Here is a 25,166-nt window from a genome sequence, read left to right as displayed (position 1 = left end):
TATCGTGCACCTCGACATGGGTGAGACCCGGAAGCTGGCCGGTCGCTACCGGCTGCTGAATCCCCTGGCCGCGGGCTCCGTCCGGCTGGCCTTCGACGAGTCGGAGCACCGCGATGTCACGGTCAGGGAGCTGCGGGTCCCGGCCGAGCTGCGCGACGCCGCCCTACTGGAGGCCCGCCGGGCCTCCGCGCTCCGGCACGCCTCGATCGTGCGGGTGCTCGACGTGGTGGTCGAGGACCAGACGCCGTGGCTGGTCATGGAGTTCGTGTCGGGGGCGTCGCTGGAGCAGACCGTACGCGCCCGCCGCCCGCTGCCGGTCACGCAGGCGGCCAGGGTCGGCGTCTGCGTCCTGTCCGCCCTGACGACGGCGCACGAGGCCGGGATCGTGCACGGGCGCGTGGAGCCCGGCAACGTCCTGCTCACCCCGACGGGCCGGGCGGTGCTCACCGGCTTCGGCTTCCCCAGCCTCAGCATGCTGCCCTCCGCGGACCTGTGGGCGCTGGCCGCCACGCTGCACTTCGCGGTGGAGGGCCGCCCGCCCGGACAGGTTCCCGCGGAGGGCGCGGACCCGCTCAGGACGCTGATCAGAGCCATGCTCCACCCGGCGGGGCCCCCGCCGACGGACGTGATCCGCCAGACTTTGGACCTCCTGGCCGTGAGCCGCCCGCTGGACGTGATCATCGGGCTGTTCGGGCCGCTGCCGATCCCCGTGGTGGCCGCGATGGGGCTCGCCCTGGTCGAGCAGCTCCAGGCCGGGGAGGCGTTCCACGGCGGGATCCAGCCCGGCAACGTCCTCGTCGACGACCGGGGCCGGGCCCACCTGACCCCGCTGCTGAGGTCGGGAACGCTCCCGGCCTACACGGCCCCGGAGGCCTCCCCCACCCTGGCCGCCGACCTGTGGTCCCTGGGCGCCACGCTCTTCACCGCCGTCGAGGGCGTGCCGCCCTCGCCCGGCGCGCCGCTGACCAGAGCGGGGGCGCTGGCCCACGTACTTTTTCGGCTTTTGTCAGGTAATCCATTGGAACGTCCCACTCCGGACGAGCTCCGCCGCGACCTCGAGTCGGTACGGAGCACCCATTGAGATACATCGCGATTGGAACCAAAGCGATGACTCACTCGTTGGACGGGCGACGCAGAATGTAGGAGAGGCGGGGCACGCGCTCCGTGTTCGGAAGCGGAGGAAGTTGAGTATGTCGCCAATCCAGAAGTACGCCATTGGCGCCGGCGCCGCGGTTCTGCTCTCGCTGATCATTTTCGGGACCGGATGGGTCACCCTGCTGGTCATACTCGGCGTGGTCGCCGCCCCTGTGGTCGGCTACCTGATGCTCGACCCGTCGCAGCGCGAGCGGCTCAAGAGGGCCCGCAGGCGCGGCATCGGCCGCTGAACTCCGCGCGGCGGGGGCCGGGAGGCGGCCTCCGCCGCGGACTCGGGGACCCAGTCGGCCCCGCGGCCTCAGGCCTCCGCCGTCGCCGCCGCCTGCTCCGTGTGCACGCGCTGGGTCACCCGGCGCTCGATGTAGAACGACAGGAACGGCACCGTGCCCCCGACCATGACGCCGAGCATGTACTGCCACGTCCAGCGCGCCTTCATGCCCAGGTTCATGACCGCGACCAGGTAGAGCATGTAGAGTCCGCCGTGGATGGGCGCGATGACCTTCGACAGCGTCGGGTCGCCGAAGCCGTAACGCACCACCATGGCCACGCAGAGCACGAGCAGCATGCAGCCGACCACGTAGGCGAGCGCCCGGAAGGGCTTCAGAGCCGATTCCACGATTAACCTTCCAGAGCCATTTCAGGGGACTTGGCACGGTCCCGATCGGTTCGTACGGCGTCACGTACGAAGTGGAACCACATGAATACGGCGAATCCTGCGAAGATCCACCAGTTGGCGGCATATGCCAGGTTACGCCAGGTCAGCGTGCCACCGACCACCGGCGGCTCGACCTTGACCTGCGCCAGCGAGCCGGAGGGCGGCTGCGCCACGACGAAGCCGGTGCGTACCTGCTGGCCGCTCCACAGGTTGACCAGCTCACCCGTGGACACCGTCTGCACCTGACCGGCGGGCAGACCCTCCGCGCGCCGCTGCACGCTGTCGGTGCCCTGCTGCGGCCGCAGCCGCCCGGCCACCGTGACCTTGCCCTGCGGCACCGTGGAGACCGCCGGGTCGTCCGCCTTGGCCGTCCAGCCCCGCACCACCGGCATCAGCGTGCCGTCGTCGAGCCGGAGCGGCGTGAGCACCCAGTAGCCGCGGTCGCGCGAGACGTTGCCGCCGGGCGCGTCGACGTCCGCCTGCCGGTCGGCGACCAGGAGCTGGCGGCCGGCCTCGTAGACTCCCGCCGCCGTGACCTGGCGGCCCACGGCCTCACCGCTCAATTGCGGGCCCACCGGGGCGAGCGTGCCGACCGCGACGGGCCCGGGATCGGTGGCGGCGTGCGGCTTTCCCGAATCCTGGAAAACGCCGAGCTGCCAGCGCCCGAGCAGGATGAACGCGACGAGGACCCCGATCGTGAGCAGGTGCAGCCCCATGAGACGGGGGGAGAGCAGGGTCCTCAGCATGCTTCAAAGCTATCCGCCGGGTGGGGTGGTCCCCTAATCAGCCCATGCCTACCGATACCAGCAAACAGTGCAAACGACACAGGCGCTCACGCTAGGCTGCTGGCCATGTCTGACCAGCATATCGACCCTTCGGGCAGCACCCAGCAGTTCAAGGCTTTCGCGCAGCGCCGCGAGCAGGAAGCTGCCGCCACCCCCAAGAAGTCCCCCGTCGTGCCGATCATCGCGGTCGTCGTCGCGATCGTGATCGTCGGCGTCGCCGCCTTCCTCCTGCTGAAGTAGCCCCAGATCTGATCGACCCGCTGCGGGGGCCGTGGCGGGTTCTCGCCGTTCACGCAATCATCCCCCCGGCCCGCCCAACGACGCGCGGGCCCCTCGGCCACCCCGCCTCCCCCGCTGACGCCACTCCGGCCCGCGAGGCGGACGCCCTCCTCCGACGACCTCAGCCGACGCGCAACGCCGCGCGCCCCACGCGCAAAAGCCACCACCACACCACGGGCATGCCCGCAGCGGACGCACCACGGCCACCAAGCAAGCGCACGGCTGGCTGGCGGGAAGTTTAGGGCCGCCCAGGGGAGCGGGACAGCGGCAAGGGCCAGACGGGCACACGAAGCCGGAGCAGGCGCCCAAGCGGCGGCGCGGGCTCATCTGGCAGCGGGCAGGCGCACCTGCGGCGGCACAGCGGACAGCGCCCGAGCGAGCGCGCCGGCCACGGGAGCCGGAGCGGGCGCACGCCGGGACAGGCGCACGGCGCAGACCAGCGGACGGCGGACCGGCGCACGGCGCAGACCAGCGGACGGCGGACCGGCGCACGGCGGACCACCGCGCGGCGCAGACCAGCGCACGGCGCAGACCAGCGCGCGACGGAGACGCGAAAACCGGAGTTGCCGCGCGGGGCAGCGAGCCGGGAGGCGGGAGAGGGCGCGGGTAGCGGCCTCCCGGGGGCTTCGGCGGGCGGCGTCGTGACCAGGGCGGGAGTGGGGGCACTCTGGACCTCAGGGCGGAGCGGTTATTACATTGGATGCGGCGTCCAATAAGCGCCGCCCCGGGAGGTCACATGCCAGGGTTAGCGATCATCGGGTCCGGGTTCGCCGGGATCGGCATGGCCATCAAGCTCAAAGAGGCGGGGTACCACGACTTCGTCATCCTGGAGAAGGCCGCCGACCTGGGCGGCACCTGGCGGGACAACACCTACCCCGGCTGCGCGTGCGACGTCCCCTCGCACATGTACTCCTACTCGTACGAGCTGAACCCGGGCTGGTCCCGCATGTTCTCCCCACAGGAGGAGATCCGGGACTACCTGCGCGCGTGCGCCGACAAGTACGGCGTGACCCCGCACATCCGGTACGGCAAGCGCGTCGTCGCGCTCGAATATGACGACGAGAGGCGCGGCTGGTCGGTCACCACGGACGACGGGACCGCGCTGCGGGTGAACGCCGTCGTGTCGGCCATCGGCGCCCTACATATACCGAAATTTCCCGAAATTTCGGGGCGCGAGTCCTTCGCCGGCCCCGCCTTCCACTCCGCCGAATGGGACCACTCGATCGACCTGACCGGCAAGCGCGTCGCCGTCATCGGCACCGGCGCCTCCGCCATCCAGTTCGTCCCCCGGATCGCGCCCGCCGCGAGCCACCTGACGATCTTCCAGCGCACTCCCCCCTGGATCCACCCCAAGCCGGACTTCGCCATCACCCCCGCCGCCCGCCGGCTCCTCGCCCTCCCCGGCCTGGCCAGGACCATGCGCAACGCCATCTACTGGGCCCTGGAGACGCGCGCGCTCGGCTTCACCGTCGACCCGCGCCTGATGAAGGCCCACGAGAAGCTGGCCCTCAGGCATCTCGAGGCCCAGGTCCCCGACCCGGACCTGCGCCGCAGGCTCACCCCCGGCTACCTGATCGGCTGCAAGCGCATCCTCATCTCCAGCGACTACTATCCCGCTCTCACCAGGGACAACGTCGAGCTGGTGACCGACGGCATCACCGAGATCAGGCCGCGCTCGATCGTGGACTCCTCCGGCGCCGAGCACGAGGCCGACGCGATCGTCTACGGCACCGGCTTCAAGGTCGTGGACGCGCTGCAGGAGCAGCACATCGTCGGCAGGGGCGGCCGCAAGCTCCAGGACGCCTGGCAGGACGGCATCGAGACCTACTACGGCATCTCCACCTCCGGCTTCCCGAACCTGTTCTTCCTGCTCGGCCCCAACACGGGCCTCGCGCACAACTCGGTCGTGTTCATGATCGAGTCGCAGGTCCGCTACGTCATCGACTGCCTGCGCCTGCTGTCGAGGACGCAGGCCAGGGCCGTGGACGTCAAGCCGGGCGCGCAGCGGGCATTCGCCCGCCGCCTGCGCGAACGGCTCGACCCCCTCGTCTGGAACGCGGGCGGCTGCGACTCCTGGTATCTGGACGAGCACGGAGTGAACCGGACGATCTGGCCGGGCTTCACCTTCGAGTACTGGGCGCGCACCAGAAGGGTCAAACCCAGCGCGTACGAGCTCATTTACTGAGGGAAAAGGCAGAACTCGTTGCCCTCGGGGTCGGCCAGAGTCACCCAGTCGTCGTACGTGGCCAGCAGCGTGGCGCCCAGCGCGCGCAGCCGGTCGATCTCGGCGTCGAGGTCGTCGGCGCACAGGTCGAGGTGGAGCCGGTTCTTGACGACCTTGCGCTCGGGCACGTGCTGGAACCACAGCCGCGGCGGCCCGCCCTCGACCAGCACCGTCGGGTCGTCCTCGGGGTCCTCGACGCCCTCGCCGCGCAGCCGCGCCAGCTCGGCCTCGTCGTACGGCGCCACGGCGTAGCCGTCGAGCGCCGCCGCCCAGAACCTGGCCAGCGACGCCGGATGGCGGCAGTCCACCACCACGTCACGCAGCCGGGCCACCGGGTTTCCTCGCTTCGATGAGGAACCTGGAGGAATGCGCCACGAACGGCCCTTCCGCCTCGATCCGGTCGTGCAGCTCGCGCAGCCGGTCCGCGTACCGCTCGACCGAGAAGCCCGGCACGATCCAGATCACCTTCCGCAGGAAGTAGATCACCGCCCCCACGTCGCCGAACTCCATCCGCAGCCGCTCGAACCGCAGATCCACGACCTCGAGCCCGGCCGACTCGGCCGCCGCCCTGGCGTGGTCCGGGTCGCGGGACGAGCCGTCGTGGGGGCCCAGGAAGTAGTGCGTCAGCTCCGCGACGCTCCACGGCCCGACCTGCTGCGAGAAGTAGGCGCCGCCGGGGCGCAGCACGCGGGCGATCTCCTCCCACCAGGTCTCCACCGGATGGCGGCTGCTGACCAGGTCGAAGACGCCGTCCCGGAACGGCAGGCGCGGATCGTCGTCGTCGGCCACCACCCACGCCCCGCGCGGGCGCAGCCGCGAGGCGGCCAGCTTGAGGTTGGGCGGCCACGACTCGGTGGCCACGGTCACCGCCGGCAGCTCGGGCACGCCGGCCAGGATCTCGCCCCCGCCGGTCTGGAGGTCGAGCGCGGCCTCGGCTCCGGCCATGCGCTCGCCGAGCAGCCTGGCGTACCCCCAGGAGGGCCGCTCCTCGCTGGCCCGGCCGTCGAGCCAGGAGAAGTCCCAGCCGTCCACGGAGACCGTGGCGGCCTCCTGGACAAGGTCGTCGTACGTGCGGCTCATTCTTCGACCTTGTCAGCGGCCCCGCCGGACGTTCAACCAAATTTCGCTCCGCATCATGCGCAGCGGCCGCGTACCGCCGCGCGGTCGATGCCGAGGTGGTCGATCAGCCCCGCGACCGGGTCGGGCCGCCCCTGCGCCAGCAGGGCGAGCACCAGTTGCCGGGGCGCCTCGACAGACCTGGTCTTCATCGTCGTGGCCTTGATGGCCTGGTTGATGGTGGCGCGGGCACTCGACGTGAGCGCGGTGCCGGGCACCGGCGGGTGCTTGCGCGGCGTCCGCGGCAGGTCGCCCACCTCCAGGCCGAGCATGCGCAGCGCCGCCCGGTCGAGCTCGTCGAGCGCGGCCCGCGCGCCCGCCACGTCCACGCCGAGCGCGCGGGCCAGGTCCGCGTCGTGCAGGACGCCGAGCAGCAGGTGCTCGGTGCCCAGCCGCCGGTCGCCCCGCTGCCTGGCCTCGTCGAACGCGGTCTTGACGATCACGCCGAACCGGCTCTTCTCAAAGCCGAACATCGCGAACCCCTCACTTCCCGTATTTGGCGTGCACCGACTGCCGTGACATGCCGAGCGCGTCGCCGATCTGCTCCCAGGTCCAGCCCTGCTCCCGGGCCAGCGCCACCGACACCGCCTCGACCTGCTCGGCCAGCCGGTGCAGCGCGCCCACCGCCCGCAGGCCCAAGGCCGGGTCGTTCGACCTGATCCGTTCGGAGAGCTCTGTTACGTCCACCCTGTCAGGCTAGATTGACAGCCGCCGATTTGTCAATCTAGCCTGACATGCCTGGATGACGTGTTGATCGCGGGAGCGGGACCCGTCGGGCTCATGCTCGCGTGCGAGCTGGGCCTGGCGGGGTCCGCCCGGGCTCCCGGCGACGGTCCCGTGACGGCGGAGGACTTCCGGGCGGCCGTGCGCCGCGCGCTGGGCCGGGACCTGCCCTTGGGTGAGCCGATCTGGCTGTCCGGCGCGGTCGCGCGGCTCAGCAGTGGTTCGGGCTTACAGCCAGCCGGGCTTGACCAGGCCCGATTCGTAGGCGATCACCACGAGCTGGGCGCGGTCGCGGGCGTGCAGCTTCATCATGGTCCGGCTCACGTGCGTCTTGGCCGTCGCCGGTGACATGAACAGCTTGGCCGCGATCTCGTCGTTCGTCATGCCGGTCCCGACCAGGGCGAGCACCTCGCGTTCGCGCTCGGTGAGCTGGTCGAGCCCGTCGGCGGCGACCGGCTCCTTGGCCCGGGAGGCGTACTCGGCGATCAGCCGGCGCGTCACGCTCGGCGACAGCAGCGCCTCCCCCGCCGCCACCACCCGGACGGCCTGGATCAGCTCGGCCGGCTCGGTGTCCTTGACCAGGAAGCCGCTGGCCCCGCCGCGCAGCGCCTCGAAGACGTACTCGTCCAGCTCGAACGTCGTCAGGATGATGATGTGCGGCCCCGGCGGCATCTGCCGGGTGGCGGTCAGGCCGTCGGTGCCGGGCATGCGGATGTCCATCAGCACCACGTCGGGCCGGTGCTCGCCGGCCAGCCGGATCGCCTCGGCGCCGTCGGCCGCCTCCGCCACCACGGTCATGTCCGGCTGGGCGTCGAGCAGCGCCTTGAAGCCGGCGCGGACCAGCGCCTGGTCGTCGGCCAGCAGCACCTTGATCATGAGGTCTCCTCGGGTAGTGGCAGCCGGGCCTCGACCTGGAACCCCGTGCCGGACGGCCCGGCGACCAGTGTGCCGCCCAGCGCGGAGGCCCGCTCGCGCATGCCGGGGATGCCGTTGCCGCTGCCCGCCTCGGCCAGCACGGGGGCGGTCGTCGCGCCGGTGTCCGAGACGTGGATGGCCAGCTCCTGCTCGCCGTACTCCAGGCGCACGCTCACCGACGAGCCGGGCGCGTACCTGGCGGCGTTGGTCAGCGACTCCTGCACGATCCGGTACGCGGCCCGCTCCACCTGCGGCGGCAACGGCCGCGAGCCGACGCGTTTGAGCCTCACGTCCATGCCCGAACGCTCGATCAGGTCGTCGAGGCGGTCGAGCCCGGCCGTGGGGGAACGGGGCGCCCCTTCGCGCAGGACGTTCAGGACCGAGCGCATCTCGCCCAGAACCTCCTTGGACGCCGTCTTGATGGTGGCCAGAGCGGTCTTGGCGTGGTCGGGGTTGTCGTCGATGAGGTGCAGCGCGGTGGACGCCTGCACGTGGATGAGCGAGATGTTGTGCGCGAGCACGTCGTGCAGCTCCTGCGCCATGGTCAGCCGCTCCTCGCTGGCCTGCCGCCTGGCCTCCTCCTCGGCGACGCGCTCACGCTCGGCCCGGCGCTCCCTGACGATCCTGACCAGCTCGGCCACGACCATGAGCAGCATGATGAACGTGAGGATCCACACGCTGTGGAACAGGTCGCGGTTGCCGATCAGCCAGGCGTAGCTGAGGAACGACAGCACCGTCATCCCCGCCATGAACCAGGCCATCGCCCTCCTGCCCCGCGTGACCAGCAGGAACAGCAGGACCGCGGGGCTGATGAAGCTGGGGCCGTAGGCGTACCCGCCGGCCAGGTAGAGGTCGCAGGCGCCGAGCGCGGCGGCGGTCGTGAGCAGCGGGAAACGGCGGTGCAGCAGGATCGCCAGCGGCCCGATCAGCAGCAGCCCGTACGCGTACGGGTCGAGCGGCTCCCTGTCGAACCGCTGCCCCCAGGACGCCCCCTTGGCGACGACGAACTGGGCGGCCGCCACGATGAGGGCGAGATAAGGATCGAATCCGAACTTTCCTCGCACGACCCCTACGCTAGGTCAGTGCTCTGACCTGCGCATCATCCCAGCGTGTGAGGGGGCCCTACCGCGACGGGCGTACGTGGGCCATCGTAGGGACCATGCGCCGAGTGATCGTTCCCGCAGCAGCAGTCCTTCTCACCCTCGTGTCAGCACCACCCGCGCTGGCCGGGCCCCAGCAGAAGGTCCCGGTCGCGGAGGGGTACGGGGGCGCCGTCGCCACCGTCGACCTCGACGCGAGCAAAGCCGCCATCGCCGTGCTCAGGAGGGGAGGCAACGCCGTCGACGCCGCCGTCGCCGCGGGCGCGGTGCTGGGCGTCACGGAGCCGTACTCCGCGGGCCTGGCCGGCGGCGGCTTCATGGTGTACTACGACGCCAGGCAGCGCAAGGTCTTCACGATCGACGGCCGTGAGACCGCCCCGCAGGCCATGACCCCGACCACGTTGGAAGGCATCCCGTTCGACGAGGGCGTCACCAGCGGCCTGTCGGCGGGCATTCCGGGCACGGTCGCGAACTGGGACCTGGCCCTGCGCAAATTCGGCACGCTCTCCCTCAAAGAGGCCCTCCAGCCCGCCATCGACGTGGCTTCCAAGGGCTTCGTCGTCGACCAGACCTTCTACCAGCAGACCGCCGACAACGCGGCCCGGTTCAAGGACTTCACCTCCACGGCCAAGCTCTACCTGCCCAACGGCGCCCCGCCGCCCGTCGGCTCGGTGTTCAGGAACCCCGAGCTGGCGGCCACCTACCGGGAGCTCGGAAAGCGCGGCCCCGGCTGGCTGTACGGCGGCCGGCTCGGCCGGGAGATCGTGGCCACCGTCAAGCAGCCGCCGGTCACCCCCGGCAGCACCCGCAACGTCCGGCCGGGCCTGATGGAGCTGTCCGACCTGCGGGCCTACCGCGCGCTCCTGCGCGAACCCACCAAGATCTCCTACAAGGGCAAGGACGTGTACGGCATGGCGCCCCCGTCCTCCGGCGGCTCGACCGTCGGCGAGGCCCTCAACATCCTCGAAGCCCTCCCCCAGGTCGGCCTGCACGAATACCTGGAGGCGTCCCGGCTGGCCTTCGCCGACCGCGGCAAGTACGTCGGCGACCTGCCCGGCGTGCCGCTCAAGGAGCTGCTGTCCGACGGCTTCGCCAAGGAGCGGGCCTGCCTGATCGGCGACCGGGCGACGGCCCACCCGGCGGCGCCCGGCAACCCGGACGGTTCGTACGAGCCCTGCGCCCAGCCCACCGGCACCGCCACCCCGGTCGCGGACGAAGGCCCCGAGACCACCCATCTCGTCGTCGCCGACCGCTGGGGCAACGTGGTCGCCTACAACCTGACCATCGAGTCCACCGGCGGCAACGGCATCGTGGTGCCCGGACGCGGCGTGCTGCTCAACAACGAGCTGACCGACTTCACGTTCGGCCCGGCGCCCGGCGACCCCAACCTGCCCGGCCCCGGCAAGCGTCCCCGCTCGTCGATGTCGCCGACGCTGGTGTTCGAGCACGGCAGGCCGGTGCTGGCGGTCGGCTCGCCGGGCGGCTCCACCATCATCACGACCGTGCTGCAGATCCTGGTCAACCGGTACGACTTCGGGATGAGCCTCCCGGACGCGCTCGCCGCGCCGCGCGCCACGCAGCGCAACACCGCGCAGACCCAGGCGGAGCAGGCGTTCCTGGACAAGTACCGGGCCGAACTGGAGGCCAAGGGGCACAGTTTCGCGCTCAACCCGGAGATCGGGGCGGCGACGGCGCTGGAGTTCGTCGGCCGGGGCCGGATCCAGGCCGTCGCCGAGCCCGTCCGCCGCGGCGGCGGCAGCGCGCTGGTGGTGGCGCCCTAGAAGTCGCCCGCGCGGTCCTTCGCCCATTCGGCGAAGGACCGCGCGGGCCGGCCCGTCACCTGCTCGACCGTGTTCGTCAGGGCGGGCGGCGGGCCGTCGAGCATCTGCGCGTAGCCGTCGAGCAGCGCGTCCACGAACGCGTCGGGGAAGGAGTCGTCGGCCAGCAGCCGCCGCCGCTCCTCCTCCCTGCTGAGCTCCTGCCAGCGCAGCGGGCGTCCGAGCGCGTCGCCGAGGATCCGCACCTGCTCGACCTGGGTCAGCGCCTGCGGCCCCGTCAGCGCGTAACGGGCCTCGTCGTGGCCGTCCGTGGTCAGCGCCCGTACGGCCACGGCGGCGATGTCGCGCTCGTGCAGCATCGCCATCGGCACCGCGCCGAACGCGCCGCGCACCACGTCCCCCGAGCGGATCTGGTCGCGCCACCAGAACGCGTTCGCGGCGAACGTGCTGGGCCAGAGCATGGTCCAGGCCAGGCCCGACTGCTCGATGCGCTGTTCGAGCTCGCCGTGCGAAAGGCCGACGGACGAGTCGGGCTGGTCGCGTACCGCGCCCGAGGAGAGCAGGACGACGCGGCGGGCGTGCCGCCTGATCGCGCCGACCACGGCGGGGGCGAGGTCCGCGGTGTGGAAGGGCCAGATGAGGAAGACCGACTCGACGCCGTCGAGGCACCGGTCGATGGTCTCGTGCTCGCCCTTGACCACCTCGACGGCCCCCGGCAGGGCCGCCCAGGAGGGGTCACGGGTCATGGCGCGTACGGGGTGGCCCGCCTCGACGAGCTGGTGGACGACCTGGCGGCCGACGTTTCCGGTGGCTCCGGTTACGAGAATCATGGGTCCAAGGCTGACCCCCGGGCCGAAGCTGCCCCAATTTTTCGCGATATTTCAGTGGTTTTCCTCCAGGGCACTAGCCTGACCGGATGGAATCCGCCGAACTCGACGGCGTGGACCGCGGCCTGGTACACGCGCTCCAGCTCGACGGCCGCGCCCCCTTCGCCAGGATCGCCGACGTGCTCGGCGTCTCCGAGCAGACCGTCGCCCGCCGCTACCGCAGGCTCACGGCGGCGGGCGTGATCAGGGTGGTGGGCGGCCTCGACGGCGCGCTCCTCGGCTACACGCCGTGGACCATCCGCGTGCGCTGCACGCCCGACGCGGGCACCGCCATCGCCGAGGCCCTGGCCAGGAGGCCCGACACGTACTGGGTGCACCTGCTGTCCGGCGGCACCGAGATCTCGTGCTTCGCCCAGTCGCCCGACACGGTCCTGCTGGAGAAGCTGCCCAGGACCGGCCGCGTCCTGGCCATGACCGCGCATTCGCTCCTGCACGGCTTCGCCCTGCCCGACGGCTGGCAGGGGCTGGCCTGGCTCACCGCCGAGCAGGCCGGCCGGCTGCGTCCCGGCGCGCGTACCGGATCGGACGGCGTCGTCCTCCAGGAGGAGGACCACCGCCTCCTGGACGTGCTGGCCAGGGACGGCCGGGCCGGATACGCGGAGCTGGCCAGGGCCACCGGCTGGTCGGAGGCCACGGCCAAGCGCCGGCTGCGCCTGCTGCGCGAGTCCGGCGCGCTCATCATCCAGCTCGACTACTCCCCCAGGCTGCTCGGCTACCGCGCCGAGGCCCGGCTGTGGATGACCGTGCGCCCCTCCGAGCTGCTCCACGTGGCCAGGACCCTCGCGGGCCACCCCGAGATCTCCTTCGCCAGCGTCACCACCGGCCCGACCAACCTCCTCGCCACCGCCATCTGCCGCGACAACGCCGACCTGTACCGCTACCTCACCGAACGGGTGAGCGCCCTGGACGCCGTCCAGACGCTGGAGACCGCCCCCGTCCTCCGGACGGTCAAACGCACCGGCGCGCTACCCCCGCAGGCGTACGGGCGGCCCGCGTGAACACTCCCCCGGGCTGACTGCGAACAGGGCCTGGCGTGCGATTCGGCCCGCCCCTCCGACCGGCACGCTGAAAGGCACCACGTCAAGGAGGAGACATGCACAGCTTCTGGCCGATCATCCCGTTCTTCTGGAGCCTGTTCTGGGTCGCCGTCGTCGCGCTGGCCATCACGGCCCGGCGCAAGGGCTGGTGGGGGCCGCGCCACGCGCCCGCCGCGGCTCCCGCGTCGCCCACCGCGGCGGCGGAGCAAATCCTCGCCGAGCGGTACGCCCGCGGCGAGATGGGCGAGGACGAGTACTTCGAGAAGGTGTCCGTTCTCAAGGGCTGGACATCCTAAACATCGCTAAGAGTGCAATTACTGTCACTGGCCGCATTCAGGGACCGGGCGTTACGGTTCGGGTAACGGATACATGGAGAGCGGGGACAGGTATGCGATCCGTCACCACGTTCAGTCTGGTGCTCGTCCGCTGAGCGCCTTCACCCTGCTGGCCGGCGGAGTCGCCGCCGGGCTGGTGGCGGGGACGGCCTCGTGCACCGCGGCCCAGGGCAGCCTGCTCATGGGCCTGGTCGATCACTGCCACGGGCGCGATCCCGCGCAGGTCGGCTGGTTCCTGGCGGGGCGGCTGGCCTCGTACACCACGGCCGGAGCGCTGCTCGGGCTGCTCGGCTCGGCCGTCAGCCTCCCGCCCGCGGCCCGCGCGGTGCTGCTCGTCGCGGCCGGGCTCACGGTGATCGTCTTCGCGGTCCGGCTGCTCCGGCGCGGTCACTGCGCGGCGAAGCCCGAGGCCGGCGCCCCTTCGCGCTACAAGGCGCCGCTGCTGGGCGCGGCCACCATCCTGGTGCCCTGCGGCGTGACCCTCGGCATGGAGATGATCGCGATCTCCAGCGGCTCGCCGGTGGCGGGGGCGGCGGCCATGGCGGGGTTCGTGCTGGGCACCGCTCCGGCGTTCGCGCTGCTCGGGTACGTGCTGCGGCGCGTCTCCCGCACCCGGCTGGCCCGGCTGGCCGGGGTCGTGGCCATCGCCGCCGGGCTCTGGACCGTCGGCGCCGGGCTCAGCCTGGGCGGCTGGATCGGCGGCACCCCGCCGGCCGCCTCCAGGCCCTCGCCCGCCGCGCCGGGCTCCGGCGAGCAGACCGTGACGGTCTGGGCGACCCGCGAGGGCTACCGGCCGGCCGTCGTGACGGCCCGCGCCGGCGCGCCGGTCGAGGTGGTGTTCAAGCTGGTCGACCGGGGGTGTACCGGCACGGTCACGATCGGCGGGCGCGACGTCGCGCTGCCGGCCACCGTACGCCTGCCGCCGCAGCCGAAGGGCGCGCTGCGGTACGTGTGCGGGATGGGCATGTACGCGGGCTTCATCGACTTCTCCTGACGCCATGTCGGCGATTACCGTTCGCGATCGCGCGATCACGTGCCACGCTGGTCGCCATGGCCTGGCAAGGAGAGGTCGCGGCGCCGTCCGTACCGGCGCCGCGCGTGGGAGACGAGCCCGAGCTGCTGGCCGCCGCGGGGGCCGGCGACGCGCAGGCCGCGCACCGGCTCGGCAAGCTCTATGCCCAGCACGGCGACCGCGCGGCCGCCAAGCACTGGTGGGAGCGGGCGGCCGACGCCGGCAACCTGGACAGCGCGTACAACCTGGGCGTCTGGCACGAGATGCACGGCAGCCTGGTCGATGCCGTCAGCTGGTACGAGCTCGCGGCCGGCGCCGGCGACGCCGAGGCGGCGAGCAACCTGGCGACGCTCCTGCTGGAGCAGCGCGGAGACCCCGACAGGGCGCGGCGCTGGTACGAGGTCGCGGCCCACGGCGGCTCCAGCACCGCGGCCCGCAGGCTGGCGCTGATGTGCGAGGACGCGGGCGAGCTGGCGGCGGCCCGCGAGTGGCACCGCACGGCGGCCGCGGAGGGCGACCTGGCCTCGGCGCACGACCTGGGCTTCCTGGCCTACGCGACGGGCGACGACGAGGAGACCGTGCGCTGGTGGGAGTACGCGGCCAGGGGCGGCCACCCGGACTCGGCGTACTGCATGGGCCTCTACCTGCACGCCAGCCGCGACCCCGAGGGCGCGGAGGCCTACTACCGGCTGGCCGCCAAGAGCGAGCACCCGGGCGCCGCCTCCCGGCTCGGCGAGATCGCGCTGTCCATGGGCGACCTGCGCACCGCCCGCGCCTGGTTCGAGCAGGCCGCCGGCGCCGGGCGCGGCTACGACCAGCGGATGGCTGGATTCGTCTGCGTCGAGCTGAGGGACTGCGCGGCGGCCAGCCACTGGTTCGGCCGGGCGGCGGCCGGCGGGGACGCCGAGGCGGCCTTCAACTACGGCCTGCTGCTGATCGCCGAGTTCGGCGACCTGGCGGGCGGGCAGCACTGGTTCAGGCAGGCGGCGCGGGCCGGGCACCGCGGGGCCGCCGTCGAGCTGGGCGGGCTGCTGTCGGTGGCCGGTGAGCTGGGCGAGGCGCAGGAGTGGCTGTCCGATCCGCCGCCGCCCACGTGGGGGCGGCACGCCGAGCCGGAGCTGGCCGCCAGGGCCGAGCTGGCCGCGGCGGCCACCGGGCGCAGGGGCGGCGCCGCGCTGGACGTGGGCGACCTGACCGAGGTGCTCGGCACGTGGGACCTGGTGACCCGGCCGCTGCACGATCACTCCGACGTGATCGGGTGGCTGGTGGCCCGCAGCGGGCTGCACCCGAGCGCGATCGAGCACCTGGCGTCGGTGCGCGGCACGCTGCTGCGCCCCGGCACCGCTCCGTGGCCGAGCTGCGGCGAGATCGAGCACGTGCTGGCCACGGCCCGCGACCTGCGTAGACGCCTGGGCGTGCGCTGACCGGCGCACGCCCGGGCGCTCCTCGTCACACCAGTTCGGTCACCGGGGTGAACGGCAGGCCGAGCGCCTCGGCCACCGGCCCGTTGGTGAGCAGGCCGTCGTGCGTGTTGAGCCCGCCCGCGAGGCCGGCGTCGGTGCTGAGCGCCTCGCGCCAGCCCAGGTTGGCCAGCTTGACCGCGTACGGGAGGGTCGCGTTCGTCAGGGCGTAGGTGGAGGTGTTGGCCACGGAGCCCGGCATGTTGGCCACGCAGTAGAAGACCGACTCGTGCACCTTGTACGTCGGCTCGGCGTGCGTGGTCGGGCGCGAGTCCTCGAAGCAGCCGCCCTGGTCGATGGCGATGTCGACGAGCACGGAGCCCGGCTTCATGCGCGAGACCAGGTCGTTGGAGACCAGCGTCGGGGCCTTGGCCCCGGGGATCAGCACCGCGCCGATGACCAGGTCGGCCTGCAGGACCTCCTGCTCGATCGCGTACGACGTCGAGACCAGCGTCTTGAGCCGGCCCTGGTAGATGGCGTCGATGAAGCGCAGGCGGTCGATGTTCGTGTCGAGCACGGTGACGTCCGCGCCCATGCCGACGGCGATCTGCGCGGCGTTGAGGCCGGACACGCCGCCGCCGATCACGACCACCTTGGCCGGGGCGACGCCGGGCACGCCGCCCGGCAGGATGCCGCGGCCGCCGTTGAAGCGCATCAGGTTGTAGGCCCCCACCTGCGGCGCGAGACGGCCGGCGACCTCGGACATCGGGGCGAGCAGCGGCAGCGCGTTGCCCACCTGGACGGTCTCGTACGCGATGCCGGTCGTCCTGGCGTTCAGCAGCGCGTCCGTGCAGGGGCGCGAGGCGGCCAGGTGCAGGTACGTGAAGAGCACGAGCCCCTCACGCAGCCGGTGGTACTCCTCGGCGATGGGCTCCTTGACCTTGAGCACCATGTCCGCCTCGCCCCACACGGCGTCGGCGCTGTCGAGGATCTTCGCCCCCGCCGAGAGGTATTCCTCGTCCGGGATGTGCGAGCCCAGGCCCGCACCCCGCTGGACCAGGACGTCGTGACCGTTGCGCACCAGCTCGTGGACTCCGGCGGGCGTGGCGGCAACGCGATATTCGTGGTTCTTGACCTCGGCAGGAACGCCGATCTTCATGGTTGATCCTTTCGCGAACCGGCACGCCGTCGTACCGGACTGAGGGGTGTTACAGGCGCGACCACGCCTCGGTGAGCACGCCGCGGAGTATCGACCCGATCTCGGCGAACTCCTCGGGCCCCGCGATCAGCGGGGGCGCCAGCTGGATGACAGGATCGCCGCGGTCGTCGGCGCGGCAGTAGAGGCCGGCGTCGAACAGCGCCTTGGACAGGAAGCCGCGCAGCAGCCGCTCGGACTCGTCGGCGGTGAACGTCTCCTTGGTGACCTTGTCCTTGACCAGCTCGATGCCCCAGAAGTAGCCCGAGCCGCGCACGTCGCCGACGATCGGCAGGTCGCGCAGGCCGTCGAGGGTCTCCTTGAACAGCGGCTCGTTCCTGGTGACGTGGCCGAGCAGGTCCTCGCGCTCGAAGATGTCGAGGTTGGCCAGCGCGACGGCCGACGAGACCGGGTGGCCGCCGAAGGTGTAGCCGTGGGCGAACATGGCGTCGCCGCCCTTGAACGGCTCGAACAGCCGCTCGTGCGCGATCATGGCGCCGATGGGCGAGTAGCCGCTGGTCATGCCCTTGGCACAGGTGATGATGTCGGGCACGTAGTCGAACTTCTGGCCGCCGAACATCGTGCCGAGCCGGCCGAAGGCGCAGATGACCTCGTCGGAGACGAGCAGCACGTCGTACTCGTCGCAGATCTCGCGCAGCCGCTGGAAGTAGCCGGGAGGGGGCGGGAAGCAGCCGCCGGCGTTCTGCACGGGCTCGGCGAAGACGGCGGCGACGGTGTCGGGGCCCTCCATCTCGATGGCGCGGGCCACGCGCTCGGCCGCCCAGAAGCCGTACTCCTCGGGCGACATGCCCTTGACGCCGGTGATCTCGTCGGCGCGGTAGTGGTTGGTGTTGGGGACCCGGACCGAGCCGGGCACCAGCGGCTCGAACATCTGCTTGAACGCCGGGATGCCGGTGATCGACAGCGCGCCCTGCGGGGTGCCGTGGTAGGCGATCTGGCGGCTGATGACCTTGTGCTTGAGCGGCTTGCCGATGAGCTTGTAATACTGCTTGGCCAGCTTCCAGGCGGTCTCGACCGCCTCGCCGCCGCCGGTGGTGAAGAAGACGCGGTTGAGCTCGCCGGGCGTGTACGCGGCCAGCCGCTGGGCCAGCTCGGCGGCCTTCGGGTGGGCGTATGACCACAGCGGGAAGAACGCCAGCTCCTGAGCCTGCTTGGCGGCGGCCTCGGCCAGCTCCTGGCGTCCGTGGCCGACCTGGACCACGAAGAGCCCGGCCAGACCGTCGAGGTAGCGCTTGCCGTGGATGTCGTAGACGTAGGACCCCTCACCGCGCACGATGGTCGGGATCTCGGACTGCTGATAGGCGCTGTGCCTGGTGAAGTGCAACCACAGGTTGTCCTGCGCGGCCTTCAGGACGTCGTTTTCCGGCTGCGTCATGGTTATCTTCCCTCGTGTCTCAACTCCCCACAGTCTGCATGCTCACCTGCGGATTTGCCAAGCGAATCGGTCGTAGCAATATGCAAGAAAATCGGTATCCGCAGAACGCCTATGTAACAGCAACGAAATCCGCATGTAGATTGGCGCGCGGGTCACCTGCGCCGCCGCGGCGTTCTCGCACGTGGAACGTTGTGTGATCCAATGAGAGCAACATGCTGAGACCAGCCCGAACCTTCTGATAACGACCCCCGGGGGACCCTTCCGTGACTCCTGAACAGATTGAGAGCGCCGTCGCCGCCGCGATGCCCCAGGCCGTCGAGGAGCTGCGGCGGCTGGCCGCCATACCCTCCGTGGCCTTCCCCGGGCACCCGGAGGAGCCGGTCTTCGCCGCCGCCGCGATGACGGAAGAGCTGCTGCGCTCCGTGGGCCTGCCGCGCGTCCAGCAGGTGCAGGTCGAGGGCAGCTTCCCGGCGGTCTTCGCCGAGGCCCCCGCACCGCCCGGCATGCCCACGGTCCTGCTGTACGCGCACTACGACGTGCAGCCCGCCGGCGACCCGGCCGCGTGGCGCACCCCGCCGTTCGAGCCGACCTTGATCGACGGCAAGCTGTACGGGCGGGGCTGCGCGGACGACAAGTCCGGCATCCTCTCCCACATCACCGCCCTGCGCGCCTTCCAGGGCCGCTTCCCCGTGGGTATCAAGGTCATCATCGAGGGCCAGGAGGAATACGCGGGCGAGCGTCTGGAGGCGTTCGTCGAGCGCAACCCCGAGCTGCTGCGGGCCGACGCCATCGTGGTGGCCGACACAGGCAACCCGCGGGTCGGCGACCCGGCGGTCACGACCTCGCTGCGCGGCATGGCGGCGTTCACCATCGAGGTGCGCACGCTGCGCGAGCCGGTGCACAGCGGCTCGTTCGGCGGCGCGGCCCCCGACGCGCTGGCCGCGCTCATGCGCATGCTGACCTCGCTGCACGACGACAACGGCGACATCCGCGTGCCCGGCCTGCCGCGCGGCACCTTCCTCGGGCAGGGGCCGTCGGAGGAGGAGTTCAGGAAGACCGCCGGCGTCCTCGACGGCGTCTCGCTGGTGGGCTCGGGCTCGCTGGCCGACCGGCTCTGGGCGTCGTACGCGATCACGGTGACGGGCCTGGACGTGCCGACGGTCTCGGGCGCGGTCAACGCGGTCCAGCCCGTCGCGCGGGCCCGCGTGACCGTCCGCGTCCCCCCGGCGGGCGACCCGAAGGTGACGGTGAACGCCGTGGTCGAGTTCCTGCGCAAGGTGGCGCCGTGGGGCGTCCAGGTGTCGTTCGCGGACCTGACGGTGGGCTCGGGCTTCCAGGCGGACTCGGGCGGCAAGGCCCGCGCCGCCCTCAACCGGGCCATGGAGCGCGCCTTCGGCCGCCCGCCCAGGGACGTCGGCGCCGGAGGCTCGATCCCCCTGGTCAACACGCTCCTGAAGCAGTTCCCGGCGGCGGAGATCCTGCTGTTCGGGGCGGAGGACGAGGACGCGGCCATCCACGCGCCCAACGAGCGAGTGGACCTGGAGGAGCTGCGGCGGGTGGCGACGACGGAGGCCCTGTTCCTCCACGAGCTCAGCCTGCCCTCCGCGCTCGGGGTGTGAGGACAGACAGGTCGCGCGGGCTCGCCCCGTGCGACCGCGCGGGCTCGCGCCCTGCGACCCCTAAGATCCGTTCCATGCGTTCCGCGATCTTAGGCGGCCTCGCCGCCTCCTTCCTGCTGGCCGCCACGGCTCCCGCCGTGGCCGCCGCCCCCGCCAAGCCGCTGACCTCCGCCCAGCTGAGCGAGGCCCTGATCACGCCCGGCGACCTGGGCGAGGCGTACACGGAGAACCCGAAGCACATCCGTGAGGCGCTGGACTCCGAGGCGGCGCACACGAAGAAGTGCCGCGGCGCCATCAAGGCGCTGAAGCCCATCCTCGCGAGCAAGGCGGCGGCCTTCATCGACGAGGAGGGCAAGCCGTCCGGCGTCAAGCAGTTCCTGATCAGCGGGACTCCGGCGCGGCTGGCCCGCTGGGAGGCCGTGGGCAAGGTCATGGTCCGCGACTGCGCCGGGGTCAAGGCGAACTCCGGCTCCTCCAAGGCCGGCACCACCAAGCTCTCCATCGGCAAGTTCGGCTCCTGGACCTACGGCATCAGGCACCGCAAGACGATCCCCGCCCTGAACTCCAAGCCGAGTTTCGCGGCGGACGTCGTGCTCATCGGGACCGGGAACAGCGTCATGCTGCTGGTGAGCGACGGCTTCTTCGGGACGTTCGACCCGGGTCTGAGCAAGCGCGCGGCGAAGGTGGCCATGCAGAAGCTGAAGGACGCCCAGGCGACCGCCACCGAGTAAAGGGATCGTTCCGGCGTGTCGGGGGCGCCGGGTTCAGCGGTCGATCAGCTTCAGGAGGCGGTCGGCCTGGGTACGGTCCGCGGCGGCCAGCGCGATGCCTCTGACCAGCGTCAGCAGGTCGCGTACGTCGAGATCCGCCCGTACGGCTCCCGCCTGTCTGGCCGCGTCCAGCAGGCCCGAGGCCGTGGCGAGCATGGACGCGTGCCACTGCGCCACCAGTGCGGTGGCGCCGCTGTCGCCGGTGACCGCGAGGGCCAGGTCGCGCTTGGAGGCGATGTGGTCCATGAAGAGCCGCAGCCATTCGTGCAGCGCCTGCGCCGGCGGCCCGGCGGCCGACAGGCTCTGGCCGCGCGCGCACAGCTGGGCGACCTCGTCCGCGTAGACGGCGACCAGCAGATCCGTACGGGTGGGGAAATGTCGGTACATGGTGGCGTTGCCGACTCCGGCCCGGCGGGCCACGTCGTCGAGCGGCGCGTCGGTGCCGCGTTCGGCGAAGACCTGCGCGGCCGCGGCCAGCAGCCGGTCGTAGTTGCGCTGCGCATCCGCCCGGCGAGGACGCGATCCCATCCGTCTCCTTGCTAAATGGGGAACTCCCCGTCTAGCCTAGCCATGCCAACTAAACGGGGAGTTCCCCACTTAACGCGGGAGGCAGGATGGCAGCGACGGCAGGCGACGTACATCGGCGTATCGTCGAGCTCTACGGGGCCGGGCGGATCGACGAGGGACTGGCGCTCGTCGACCCCGGCGTGATCGACCACCGGGGCGGCTCGGACGGCGACCACCACGGCCTGGCGGCGTGGAGGGAGAAGTGGGAACGGGCCCTGTCCGGCGGCACGGGCTTTCATGACATGTCCGTCACGGTGGAGCAGAACATCTGCACCGATGACCTGTCGACCAACGTCTACCTCAGCCGCGGCACGCACACCGCGTCGGGGCGCCGCTACGAGGTGCGGGGAATGGACATGATCCGCGTCAGGGACGGCCGGATCGTCGAGCACTGGGCGATCAGGGACTCCGTGGCGATGCGCCACCAGCTCGGCCTGGATCAGTGATACCGGTGCACCAGCCGCAGGCCCGCCTCCACCAGCACCCAGCCCAGGCGCACCTCCAGGGCGCGGACCGCCGAACCGCCCGGGCGGCGGCGCTCCGCACCGGCCCGCGGCTCGCCCGTCCGGGCGTGCCGCCGCGCATAAGCCCGCAGCTCGCGGGCTCGTGCCCGCTCCACGTACAGGTACAACTCCGGATACATCGCACTCTCCTCGGTCAGGTCCGGAACGGGAAGCCGTACGTGTGCACCGCCACGTTCTCGCGGCCCTCGACGTCGCCCGCCTCGCGAGCGGCCTTCCCGCGCGCCCGCCACTTCCCGACGACCTCGTTGATCTCGCCGTCCAACTGCTGAAGCTCCTCTGCCGTCAGCGAGAGGACCTGCTCAGAGCTGAAGGCCGCGTTACGCCAGTCGCCGGGCCAGGCATGCTGGGTGTCGAGGTAGCTCTCGTACATCTCGTTACGCTGGCGGGCATAGATGCGTGTCACCGCGGAGTGGACGGCCGCGCTCTCGGGGGAGTCGCGAAAGTCCTCCTCCCTGGTGCTGATGCCGTCGTCCGCCGGCCGCCACCAGCGCTCCCGCGCGTCGCCGCGCGCCTGCGCCTCCTCGATGAGGCCGTGCGCGGCCAGCTTGCGCAGGTGGTAGCTGACCAGCGAGACGGCCTCGTCGACCTGGTCGGCGAGCTGGGAGGCGGTGGCGGCGCCCGTCACCTTGAGCGCGCGGTAGAGCTTCATGCGCAGCGGATGCCCCAACGCCTTGAGCGTGTCGAGGTCCTTGATGCGACGACTCTCTTCGGTGGCCATGGAACCACCGTAGATGCGAAAGAAAATTTGCGCAAATAAATTTGCGCACCGAGGAGTAGGGTGTGGGGCATGGCGACGTTCGCACTGATCCACGGCGGCGGCGGGTCCGCGTGGGACTGGCATCTGCTGGAGCCCGAGCTGCGCGAGCGCGGGCACGACGCCGTGGCGGTGAGCCTTCCGGTCGAGGACGAGTCCGCCGGCCTGCTCGACTACGCCGACGCGGTGGTGGAGGCGGTCGGGGGCCGGCGTGACCTGGTCGTCGTGGCGCACTCGTGGGGCGGCTTCGTCGGACCGCTCGTCTGCGCCCGCACGCCGGCCGACCTCCTGGTGCTGGTCACGGCCATGATCCCGGCCCCCGGCGAGCCGCCGTCCGACTGGTGGGGCAACACGGGGTTCGGCTCGAAGGACATGTCCGACCCGATCGGCATGTTCCTGCACGACGTTCCCAAGGACGTGGCCGAGGAACTGCTGACCAGGTCACGGGACCACGCGGACAAGGCCATGGGAGAGCCGTGGCCGCTGGAGGCGTGGCCCGACGTGCCGACGAGGTTCCTGCTGTGCCGCGACGACCGGTTCTTCACGCCCGATTTCATGCGCGGGGTCGTACGCGACCGGCTGGGCATCACGCCCGACGAGATCGACGGCGGCCACGCCCCCATGCTGGCCCGGCCGAAGGAGCTGGCCGACCGCCTGGAGGGCTACCTCACCGGCAGGCCGTAGCCGCGCCTGCCGGGCTACCCCACCGGGAGGTCGTAGACGCGTCTGGAGGGCTACCCCACCGGGAGGTCGTAGACGCGTCTGGAGGGCTACCTCACCGGGAGGTCGTAGGAGCGGCGCACGCTGCTGCCGAGCCGGGCCACGTTCGCCCCGTAGACGTGGATCGACAGCCCCACCTCGCCGCTGGTGTTGCGGACCTTGTGGATGTCACCGGGCGGCGCGAACCCGCTCACCTCGCCGGGCCGGTTGTCGGTCCGCCCGATCTCGACCAGATGGTCGCCCATGTCGCGGTAGAGCGTCTCGTGCTCGATCCCGCTGATGATGCCGAACGCGCACCACGACACGTGGTCGTGGATCTGCGTCTCCTGGCCGGGCCGCCACACGACGCTCACGATGGAGAAGTCCTCCTCGCCGTGGAGCACTTGGGACACGTAACCGTCGGGCGAGCCCTCGCGCTCGCCTGGCGTGAGGATGTCGAGCCCGGGAAGCCGGCCGCGCAGCAGGTCCGCGACGGCGAACGCGGTCCGGGCGCGATCGAGCCGCTGCGCCACGATCGCGGAGATGCCGGTCACGAGGGCGTCCAGCCCGGGTCTCGCGGCGGTGGCCATATTCATGGTGTCCCCCTAGGGAAAGCGGGCAATCATCCTTCCCTCTCTACGGTGCTACACCTCAACCGATAGGTCCAACAGAAGTTCTTTGGCCTATTCATAGATACGATCGATGAATGCTGGATGTCGTGCGCCTTCGCGTTCTCGTCGCGGTCGCCCGCAAGGGCTCGCTGACCGCGGCCGCCAAAGAGCTCCACTACTCGCAGCCCTCGGTCAGCCACCACCTGGCCCGGCTGGAGGCCGAGACCGGGGCCCGGCTCGTCCAGCGCGTCGGGCGCGGCGTCAGGCTCACGGAGGCCGGCCGGCTGCTCGCCGAGCGGGCCGCGGAGATCATCGGCCGCCTCGACGCCACCGCCGAGGAGCTCGCCGCGCACGTGGGCCTGCGTTCCGGGCGCGTACGGCTGGCCGCGTTCCCCTCGGCGCTGGGCACGTTCATCCCGAAGGCGGCGGGGCTGCTGTCGGCCGCCCACCCCGGGCTGCGCCTGCAGCTCACCGAGATCGAGCCGCCGGAGGCGCTCAGGCTGCTGCGGTCCGGGCGGGTGGACGTGGCCGTGATCTTCCGGTACGACGACACCGCACCCGAGGACGGCGACATCCGCACGGTCCACCTCCTCGACGACCCCAGCTACCTGGTGGCCAGGGGTCCGGCGGGCGAGCTGGCCGACCACGCGGGCTCGGCCTGGATCGCGGGGTGCGACCGGTGCAGGAGCCATCTCCTGGACATCTGCGAGAAGGCGGGATTCACCCCGCAGATCTCGTTCACCAGCGACGACATCGTGGCCGTGCAGGCCCTGGTGGCGGCCGGGCTGGGCCTGACCATGCTGCCCGGGCTGGCGCTGCGGGCCCACCGCAACCCGGACGTGCAGGTGGCCGAGGTGCCCGGCTCGACCCGGCACGTGTACGCCGCCGTCTACGGCGAGCCGCCCCACCCACCGGCCACGGAGGCGCTGCTGGCGGCGCTGCGGGAAAGTCTTTTGACGCCGCCCCTACGATGACCTCATGCCGGAAATTTCGACTCTCGCGGCCTTCTGCGCGGCCACTCTCGCCCTGCTCGTGATCCCCGGACCGGCGGTCCTCTACATCGTCACCCGGAGCGTCTCCCAGGGCCGTGCCGCGGGCGTGGTCTCGGTGCTCGGCGTGCACACGGGCTCGCTCGTCCACATCGCGGCGGCGGCGCTGGGCCTCAGCGCGCTGCTGGCGGCCTCCGCCACGGCGTTCACCATCGTGAAGTACGTGGGCGTGGCGTACCTGCTCTGGCTCGGCGTACGCAAGCTGATGCAGCGCGAAAAGGGCGAGCAGGTCCTGGAGCTGCGGGTGCAGTCGAAGCGGCGGCTGTTCTGGGAGGGCTTCGTGGTGAACGTCCTCAACCCCAAGACGGCCCTCTTCTTCCTGACCTTCCTGCCGCTGTTCACCGACCCGGGCGTGGGGCCCGTCGGCCCGCAGATCCTGCTGTTCGGGATGCTGTGGCTGGTGCTGGGGATGGTGTCCGACGGCGCGTACGCGATGCTCTCCTCGATGCTGGCGGGCCGGCTGCGCGGGTCCGCCCGTGCGCGCCGCCGCCTGAACGTGGGCAGCGGGCTGGTCTACCTCGGGCTGGCCGCCTGGCTCACAACCGAGAAGGCCTGACAAGCCAGGAAATTTCTGGCTCATA

The 25,166-nt window shown here is 71.6% G+C and carries 30 protein-coding genes; 15 read left to right on the top strand and 15 right to left on the bottom strand.

Annotated elements, in window-relative coordinates:
• Positions 1–16: 16 nt before the first annotated feature.
• The gene (locus H4W80_RS63975; protein WP_192790325.1) at positions 17–1,081 is read left to right on the top strand and encodes a protein kinase domain-containing protein; all 1,065 of its coding nucleotides are present in this window, start codon (positions 17–19) and stop codon (positions 1,079–1,081) included.
• Positions 1,082–1,190: 109 nt separating this feature from the next.
• Complete coding sequence (locus tag H4W80_RS43050) at positions 1,191–1,385, top strand: hypothetical protein (RefSeq protein WP_192790324.1); 195 nt, start codon at positions 1,191–1,193, stop codon at positions 1,383–1,385.
• 68 nt (positions 1,386–1,453) lie between these two features.
• Here the strand turns inward: H4W80_RS43050 and H4W80_RS43045 are convergent, their stop codons facing one another.
• Together H4W80_RS43045 and H4W80_RS43040 are read right to left on the bottom strand one after the other, a co-directional pair.
• Positions 1,454–1,771 (bottom strand): DUF3817 domain-containing protein, encoded by a 318-nt coding sequence (locus H4W80_RS43045; RefSeq protein WP_192790323.1) that lies wholly within the window; start codon positions 1,769–1,771, stop codon positions 1,454–1,456.
• Positions 1,772–1,773: 2 nt separating this feature from the next.
• A complete protein-coding gene (locus H4W80_RS43040) occupies positions 1,774–2,556 on the bottom strand; it encodes an SURF1 family protein (protein ID WP_192790322.1) in 783 nt (260 codons plus the stop codon).
• Between the two features lie 105 nt (positions 2,557–2,661).
• On the opposite strand from H4W80_RS43040, the gene H4W80_RS43035 reads away from it, so the two are divergent.
• Both H4W80_RS43035 and H4W80_RS43030 read left to right on the top strand, forming a co-directional pair.
• The gene (locus H4W80_RS43035) at positions 2,662–2,835 is read left to right on the top strand and encodes a hypothetical protein (RefSeq protein WP_192790321.1); all 174 of its coding nucleotides are present in this window, start codon (positions 2,662–2,664) and stop codon (positions 2,833–2,835) included.
• A gap of 775 nt (positions 2,836–3,610) precedes the next feature.
• The gene (locus H4W80_RS43030; protein ID WP_192790320.1) at positions 3,611–5,059 is read left to right on the top strand and encodes a flavin-containing monooxygenase; all 1,449 of its coding nucleotides are present in this window, start codon (positions 3,611–3,613) and stop codon (positions 5,057–5,059) included.
• On the opposite strand, the gene H4W80_RS43025 is transcribed toward H4W80_RS43030, so the two are convergent.
• The 6 genes from H4W80_RS43025 to H4W80_RS63970 form a co-directional block, all read right to left on the bottom strand.
• Positions 5,053–5,430: a VOC family protein gene (locus H4W80_RS43025; RefSeq protein WP_192790319.1), complete on the bottom strand. Its 378-nt coding sequence runs from the start codon at positions 5,428–5,430 to the stop codon at positions 5,053–5,055. The genes H4W80_RS43030 and H4W80_RS43025 overlap by 7 nt on opposite strands.
• A complete protein-coding gene (locus tag H4W80_RS43020; protein WP_192790318.1) occupies positions 5,414–6,178 on the bottom strand; it encodes a class I SAM-dependent methyltransferase in 765 nt (254 codons plus the stop codon). The genes H4W80_RS43025 and H4W80_RS43020 overlap by 17 nt, the downstream gene beginning before the upstream one ends.
• 53 nt (positions 6,179–6,231) lie before the next feature.
• Complete coding sequence (locus H4W80_RS43015; RefSeq protein WP_192790317.1) at positions 6,232–6,687, bottom strand: Clp protease N-terminal domain-containing protein; 456 nt, start codon at positions 6,685–6,687, stop codon at positions 6,232–6,234.
• Between the two features lie 10 nt (positions 6,688–6,697).
• Positions 6,698–6,901, bottom strand: a complete 204-nt coding sequence (locus H4W80_RS43010) for a helix-turn-helix domain-containing protein (RefSeq protein WP_185071099.1) — start codon at positions 6,899–6,901, stop codon at positions 6,698–6,700.
• A 264-nt stretch (positions 6,902–7,165) separates the two neighbouring features.
• Positions 7,166–7,813, bottom strand: a complete 648-nt coding sequence (locus H4W80_RS43005) for a response regulator transcription factor (RefSeq protein WP_192790316.1) — start codon at positions 7,811–7,813, stop codon at positions 7,166–7,168.
• Positions 7,810–8,916 (bottom strand): sensor histidine kinase, encoded by a 1,107-nt coding sequence (locus tag H4W80_RS63970; RefSeq protein ID WP_192790315.1) that lies wholly within the window; start codon positions 8,914–8,916, stop codon positions 7,810–7,812. The genes H4W80_RS43005 and H4W80_RS63970 overlap by 4 nt, the downstream gene beginning before the upstream one ends.
• A 95-nt stretch (positions 8,917–9,011) precedes the next feature.
• Here H4W80_RS63970 and ggt point away from each other — a divergent pair, with 95 nt between their 5' ends.
• Positions 9,012–10,733, top strand: coding sequence for a gamma-glutamyltransferase (gene ggt, locus H4W80_RS42995; RefSeq protein WP_192790314.1), 1,722 nt, complete (start codon positions 9,012–9,014; stop codon positions 10,731–10,733).
• Here ggt and H4W80_RS42990 read toward each other — a convergent pair.
• Positions 10,730–11,560: an SDR family oxidoreductase gene (locus tag H4W80_RS42990; RefSeq protein WP_192790313.1), complete on the bottom strand. Its 831-nt coding sequence runs from the start codon at positions 11,558–11,560 to the stop codon at positions 10,730–10,732. The genes ggt and H4W80_RS42990 overlap by 4 nt on opposite strands.
• Positions 11,561–11,646: 86 nt before the next feature.
• Here H4W80_RS42990 and H4W80_RS42985 point away from each other — a divergent pair, with 86 nt between their 5' ends.
• The 4 genes from H4W80_RS42985 (at position 11,647) to H4W80_RS42970 (ending at position 15,425) form a co-directional block, all read left to right on the top strand.
• Positions 11,647–12,615 (top strand): Lrp/AsnC family transcriptional regulator, encoded by a 969-nt coding sequence (locus H4W80_RS42985; RefSeq protein WP_192790312.1) that lies wholly within the window; start codon positions 11,647–11,649, stop codon positions 12,613–12,615.
• Positions 12,616–12,710: 95 nt separating this feature from the next.
• Positions 12,711–12,950, top strand: coding sequence for an SHOCT domain-containing protein (locus H4W80_RS42980; protein WP_192790311.1), 240 nt, complete (start codon positions 12,711–12,713; stop codon positions 12,948–12,950).
• A gap of 73 nt (positions 12,951–13,023) precedes the next feature.
• The gene (locus H4W80_RS42975; protein ID WP_192790310.1) at positions 13,024–13,983 is read left to right on the top strand and encodes an urease accessory protein UreH domain-containing protein; all 960 of its coding nucleotides are present in this window, start codon (positions 13,024–13,026) and stop codon (positions 13,981–13,983) included.
• Between the two features lie 56 nt (positions 13,984–14,039).
• The gene (locus H4W80_RS42970) at positions 14,040–15,425 is read left to right on the top strand and encodes a tetratricopeptide repeat protein (protein WP_192790309.1); all 1,386 of its coding nucleotides are present in this window, start codon (positions 14,040–14,042) and stop codon (positions 15,423–15,425) included.
• Positions 15,426–15,450: 25 nt separating this feature from the next.
• Here the strand turns inward: H4W80_RS42970 and ald are convergent, their stop codons facing one another.
• On the bottom strand, positions 15,451–16,560 hold the full coding sequence (gene ald, locus H4W80_RS42965) for an alanine dehydrogenase (protein ID WP_192790308.1): 1,110 nt from the start codon (positions 16,558–16,560) through the stop codon (positions 15,451–15,453).
• 49 nt (positions 16,561–16,609) lie between these two features.
• On the bottom strand, positions 16,610–17,992 hold the full coding sequence (locus H4W80_RS42960) for an aspartate aminotransferase family protein (RefSeq protein ID WP_192790307.1): 1,383 nt from the start codon (positions 17,990–17,992) through the stop codon (positions 16,610–16,612).
• 263 nt (positions 17,993–18,255) lie between these two features.
• Between H4W80_RS42960 and H4W80_RS42955 the strand changes: the two genes are divergently transcribed.
• Together H4W80_RS42955 and H4W80_RS42950 are read left to right on the top strand one after the other, a co-directional pair.
• Positions 18,256–19,611: a dipeptidase gene (locus H4W80_RS42955; protein WP_192790306.1), complete on the top strand. Its 1,356-nt coding sequence runs from the start codon at positions 18,256–18,258 to the stop codon at positions 19,609–19,611.
• A 74-nt stretch (positions 19,612–19,685) separates the two neighbouring features.
• Positions 19,686–20,342 carry a hypothetical protein gene (locus H4W80_RS42950; protein ID WP_192790305.1) on the top strand — a complete coding sequence of 219 codons (657 nt, stop codon included), beginning with the start codon at positions 19,686–19,688 and terminating at the stop codon, positions 20,340–20,342.
• 33 nt (positions 20,343–20,375) lie between these two features.
• Here H4W80_RS42950 and H4W80_RS42945 read toward each other — a convergent pair whose 3' ends face one another.
• The gene (locus H4W80_RS42945) at positions 20,376–20,909 is read right to left on the bottom strand and encodes a TetR/AcrR family transcriptional regulator (protein WP_192790304.1); all 534 of its coding nucleotides are present in this window, start codon (positions 20,907–20,909) and stop codon (positions 20,376–20,378) included.
• A gap of 86 nt (positions 20,910–20,995) precedes the next feature.
• Here H4W80_RS42945 and H4W80_RS42940 point away from each other — a divergent pair, with 86 nt between their 5' ends.
• Positions 20,996–21,394, top strand: coding sequence for an ester cyclase (locus tag H4W80_RS42940; RefSeq protein ID WP_192790303.1), 399 nt, complete (start codon positions 20,996–20,998; stop codon positions 21,392–21,394).
• Here the strand turns inward: H4W80_RS42940 and H4W80_RS42935 are convergent.
• Positions 21,388–21,591, bottom strand: a complete 204-nt coding sequence (locus H4W80_RS42935) for a hypothetical protein (RefSeq protein WP_192790302.1) — start codon at positions 21,589–21,591, stop codon at positions 21,388–21,390. The genes H4W80_RS42940 and H4W80_RS42935 overlap by 7 nt on opposite strands.
• A 14-nt stretch (positions 21,592–21,605) precedes the next feature.
• On the bottom strand, positions 21,606–22,190 hold the full coding sequence (locus H4W80_RS42930) for an ArsR/SmtB family transcription factor (protein ID WP_192790301.1): 585 nt from the start codon (positions 22,188–22,190) through the stop codon (positions 21,606–21,608).
• Positions 22,191–22,259: 69 nt separating this feature from the next.
• Between H4W80_RS42930 and H4W80_RS42925 the strand changes: the two genes are divergently transcribed.
• Positions 22,260–22,910 (top strand): alpha/beta fold hydrolase, encoded by a 651-nt coding sequence (locus tag H4W80_RS42925; RefSeq protein WP_192790300.1) that lies wholly within the window; start codon positions 22,260–22,262, stop codon positions 22,908–22,910.
• 86 nt (positions 22,911–22,996) lie between these two features.
• On the opposite strand, the gene H4W80_RS42920 is transcribed toward H4W80_RS42925, so the two are convergent.
• Positions 22,997–23,521, bottom strand: coding sequence for a cysteine dioxygenase family protein (locus tag H4W80_RS42920; RefSeq protein ID WP_192790299.1), 525 nt, complete (start codon positions 23,519–23,521; stop codon positions 22,997–22,999).
• 110 nt (positions 23,522–23,631) lie between these two features.
• Between H4W80_RS42920 and H4W80_RS42915 the strand changes: the two genes are divergently transcribed.
• Together H4W80_RS42915 and H4W80_RS42910 are read left to right on the top strand one after the other, a co-directional pair.
• Positions 23,632–24,510 carry a LysR family transcriptional regulator gene (locus H4W80_RS42915; protein ID WP_192790298.1) on the top strand — a complete coding sequence of 293 codons (879 nt, stop codon included), beginning with the start codon at positions 23,632–23,634 and terminating at the stop codon, positions 24,508–24,510.
• A gap of 4 nt (positions 24,511–24,514) precedes the next feature.
• Positions 24,515–25,141 carry a LysE family translocator gene (locus H4W80_RS42910; protein WP_192790297.1) on the top strand — a complete coding sequence of 209 codons (627 nt, stop codon included), beginning with the start codon at positions 24,515–24,517 and terminating at the stop codon, positions 25,139–25,141.
• The last annotated feature ends 25 nt before the right edge of the window (positions 25,142–25,166 follow it).

The sequence above is a fragment of the Nonomuraea angiospora genome, from assembly GCF_014873145.1.
Classification (GTDB): domain Bacteria; phylum Actinomycetota; class Actinomycetes; order Streptosporangiales; family Streptosporangiaceae; genus Nonomuraea; species Nonomuraea angiospora.
Note: the sequence above shows the minus strand (reverse complement) of the source record. Positions and strands in the feature narration are given on the sequence as shown.

What these genes read in the sequence shown, in the direction of transcription:
- H4W80_RS63975 (WP_192790325.1), top strand. Translation starts at nt 17, where the DNA reads ATGGGTGAGACCCGGAAGCTGGCCGGTCGCTACCGGCTGCTGAATCCC.
- H4W80_RS43050 (WP_192790324.1), top strand. Translation starts at nt 1,191, where the DNA reads ATGTCGCCAATCCAGAAGTACGCCATTGGCGCCGGCGCCGCGGTTCTG.
- H4W80_RS43040 (WP_192790322.1), bottom strand. Translation starts at nt 2,556, where the DNA reads ATGCTGAGGACCCTGCTCTCCCCCCGTCTCATGGGGCTGCACCTGCTC.
- H4W80_RS43035 (WP_192790321.1), top strand. Translation starts at nt 2,662, where the DNA reads ATGTCTGACCAGCATATCGACCCTTCGGGCAGCACCCAGCAGTTCAAG.
- H4W80_RS43030 (WP_192790320.1), top strand. Translation starts at nt 3,611, where the DNA reads ATGCCAGGGTTAGCGATCATCGGGTCCGGGTTCGCCGGGATCGGCATG.
- H4W80_RS43020 (WP_192790318.1), bottom strand. Translation starts at nt 6,178, where the DNA reads ATGAGCCGCACGTACGACGACCTTGTCCAGGAGGCCGCCACGGTCTCC.
- H4W80_RS43015 (WP_192790317.1), bottom strand. Translation starts at nt 6,687, where the DNA reads ATGTTCGGCTTTGAGAAGAGCCGGTTCGGCGTGATCGTCAAGACCGCG.
- H4W80_RS43005 (WP_192790316.1), bottom strand. Translation starts at nt 7,813, where the DNA reads ATGATCAAGGTGCTGCTGGCCGACGACCAGGCGCTGGTCCGCGCCGGC.
- ggt (WP_192790314.1), top strand. Translation starts at nt 9,012, where the DNA reads ATGCGCCGAGTGATCGTTCCCGCAGCAGCAGTCCTTCTCACCCTCGTG.
- H4W80_RS42990 (WP_192790313.1), bottom strand. Translation starts at nt 11,560, where the DNA reads ATGATTCTCGTAACCGGAGCCACCGGAAACGTCGGCCGCCAGGTCGTC.
- H4W80_RS42985 (WP_192790312.1), top strand. Translation starts at nt 11,647, where the DNA reads ATGGAATCCGCCGAACTCGACGGCGTGGACCGCGGCCTGGTACACGCG.
- H4W80_RS42980 (WP_192790311.1), top strand. Translation starts at nt 12,711, where the DNA reads ATGCACAGCTTCTGGCCGATCATCCCGTTCTTCTGGAGCCTGTTCTGG.
- H4W80_RS42975 (WP_192790310.1), top strand. Translation starts at nt 13,024, where the DNA reads ATGGAGAGCGGGGACAGGTATGCGATCCGTCACCACGTTCAGTCTGGT.
- H4W80_RS42970 (WP_192790309.1), top strand. Translation starts at nt 14,040, where the DNA reads ATGGCCTGGCAAGGAGAGGTCGCGGCGCCGTCCGTACCGGCGCCGCGC.
- ald (WP_192790308.1), bottom strand. Translation starts at nt 16,560, where the DNA reads ATGAAGATCGGCGTTCCTGCCGAGGTCAAGAACCACGAATATCGCGTT.
- H4W80_RS42960 (WP_192790307.1), bottom strand. Translation starts at nt 17,992, where the DNA reads ATGACGCAGCCGGAAAACGACGTCCTGAAGGCCGCGCAGGACAACCTG.
- H4W80_RS42950 (WP_192790305.1), top strand. Translation starts at nt 19,686, where the DNA reads ATGCGTTCCGCGATCTTAGGCGGCCTCGCCGCCTCCTTCCTGCTGGCC.
- H4W80_RS42945 (WP_192790304.1), bottom strand. Translation starts at nt 20,909, where the DNA reads ATGGGATCGCGTCCTCGCCGGGCGGATGCGCAGCGCAACTACGACCGG.
- H4W80_RS42940 (WP_192790303.1), top strand. Translation starts at nt 20,996, where the DNA reads ATGGCAGCGACGGCAGGCGACGTACATCGGCGTATCGTCGAGCTCTAC.
- H4W80_RS42935 (WP_192790302.1), bottom strand. Translation starts at nt 21,591, where the DNA reads ATGTATCCGGAGTTGTACCTGTACGTGGAGCGGGCACGAGCCCGCGAG.
- H4W80_RS42930 (WP_192790301.1), bottom strand. Translation starts at nt 22,190, where the DNA reads ATGGCCACCGAAGAGAGTCGTCGCATCAAGGACCTCGACACGCTCAAG.
- H4W80_RS42925 (WP_192790300.1), top strand. Translation starts at nt 22,260, where the DNA reads ATGGCGACGTTCGCACTGATCCACGGCGGCGGCGGGTCCGCGTGGGAC.
- H4W80_RS42920 (WP_192790299.1), bottom strand. Translation starts at nt 23,521, where the DNA reads ATGAATATGGCCACCGCCGCGAGACCCGGGCTGGACGCCCTCGTGACC.
- H4W80_RS42915 (WP_192790298.1), top strand. Translation starts at nt 23,632, where the DNA reads ATGCTGGATGTCGTGCGCCTTCGCGTTCTCGTCGCGGTCGCCCGCAAG.
- H4W80_RS42910 (WP_192790297.1), top strand. Translation starts at nt 24,515, where the DNA reads ATGCCGGAAATTTCGACTCTCGCGGCCTTCTGCGCGGCCACTCTCGCC.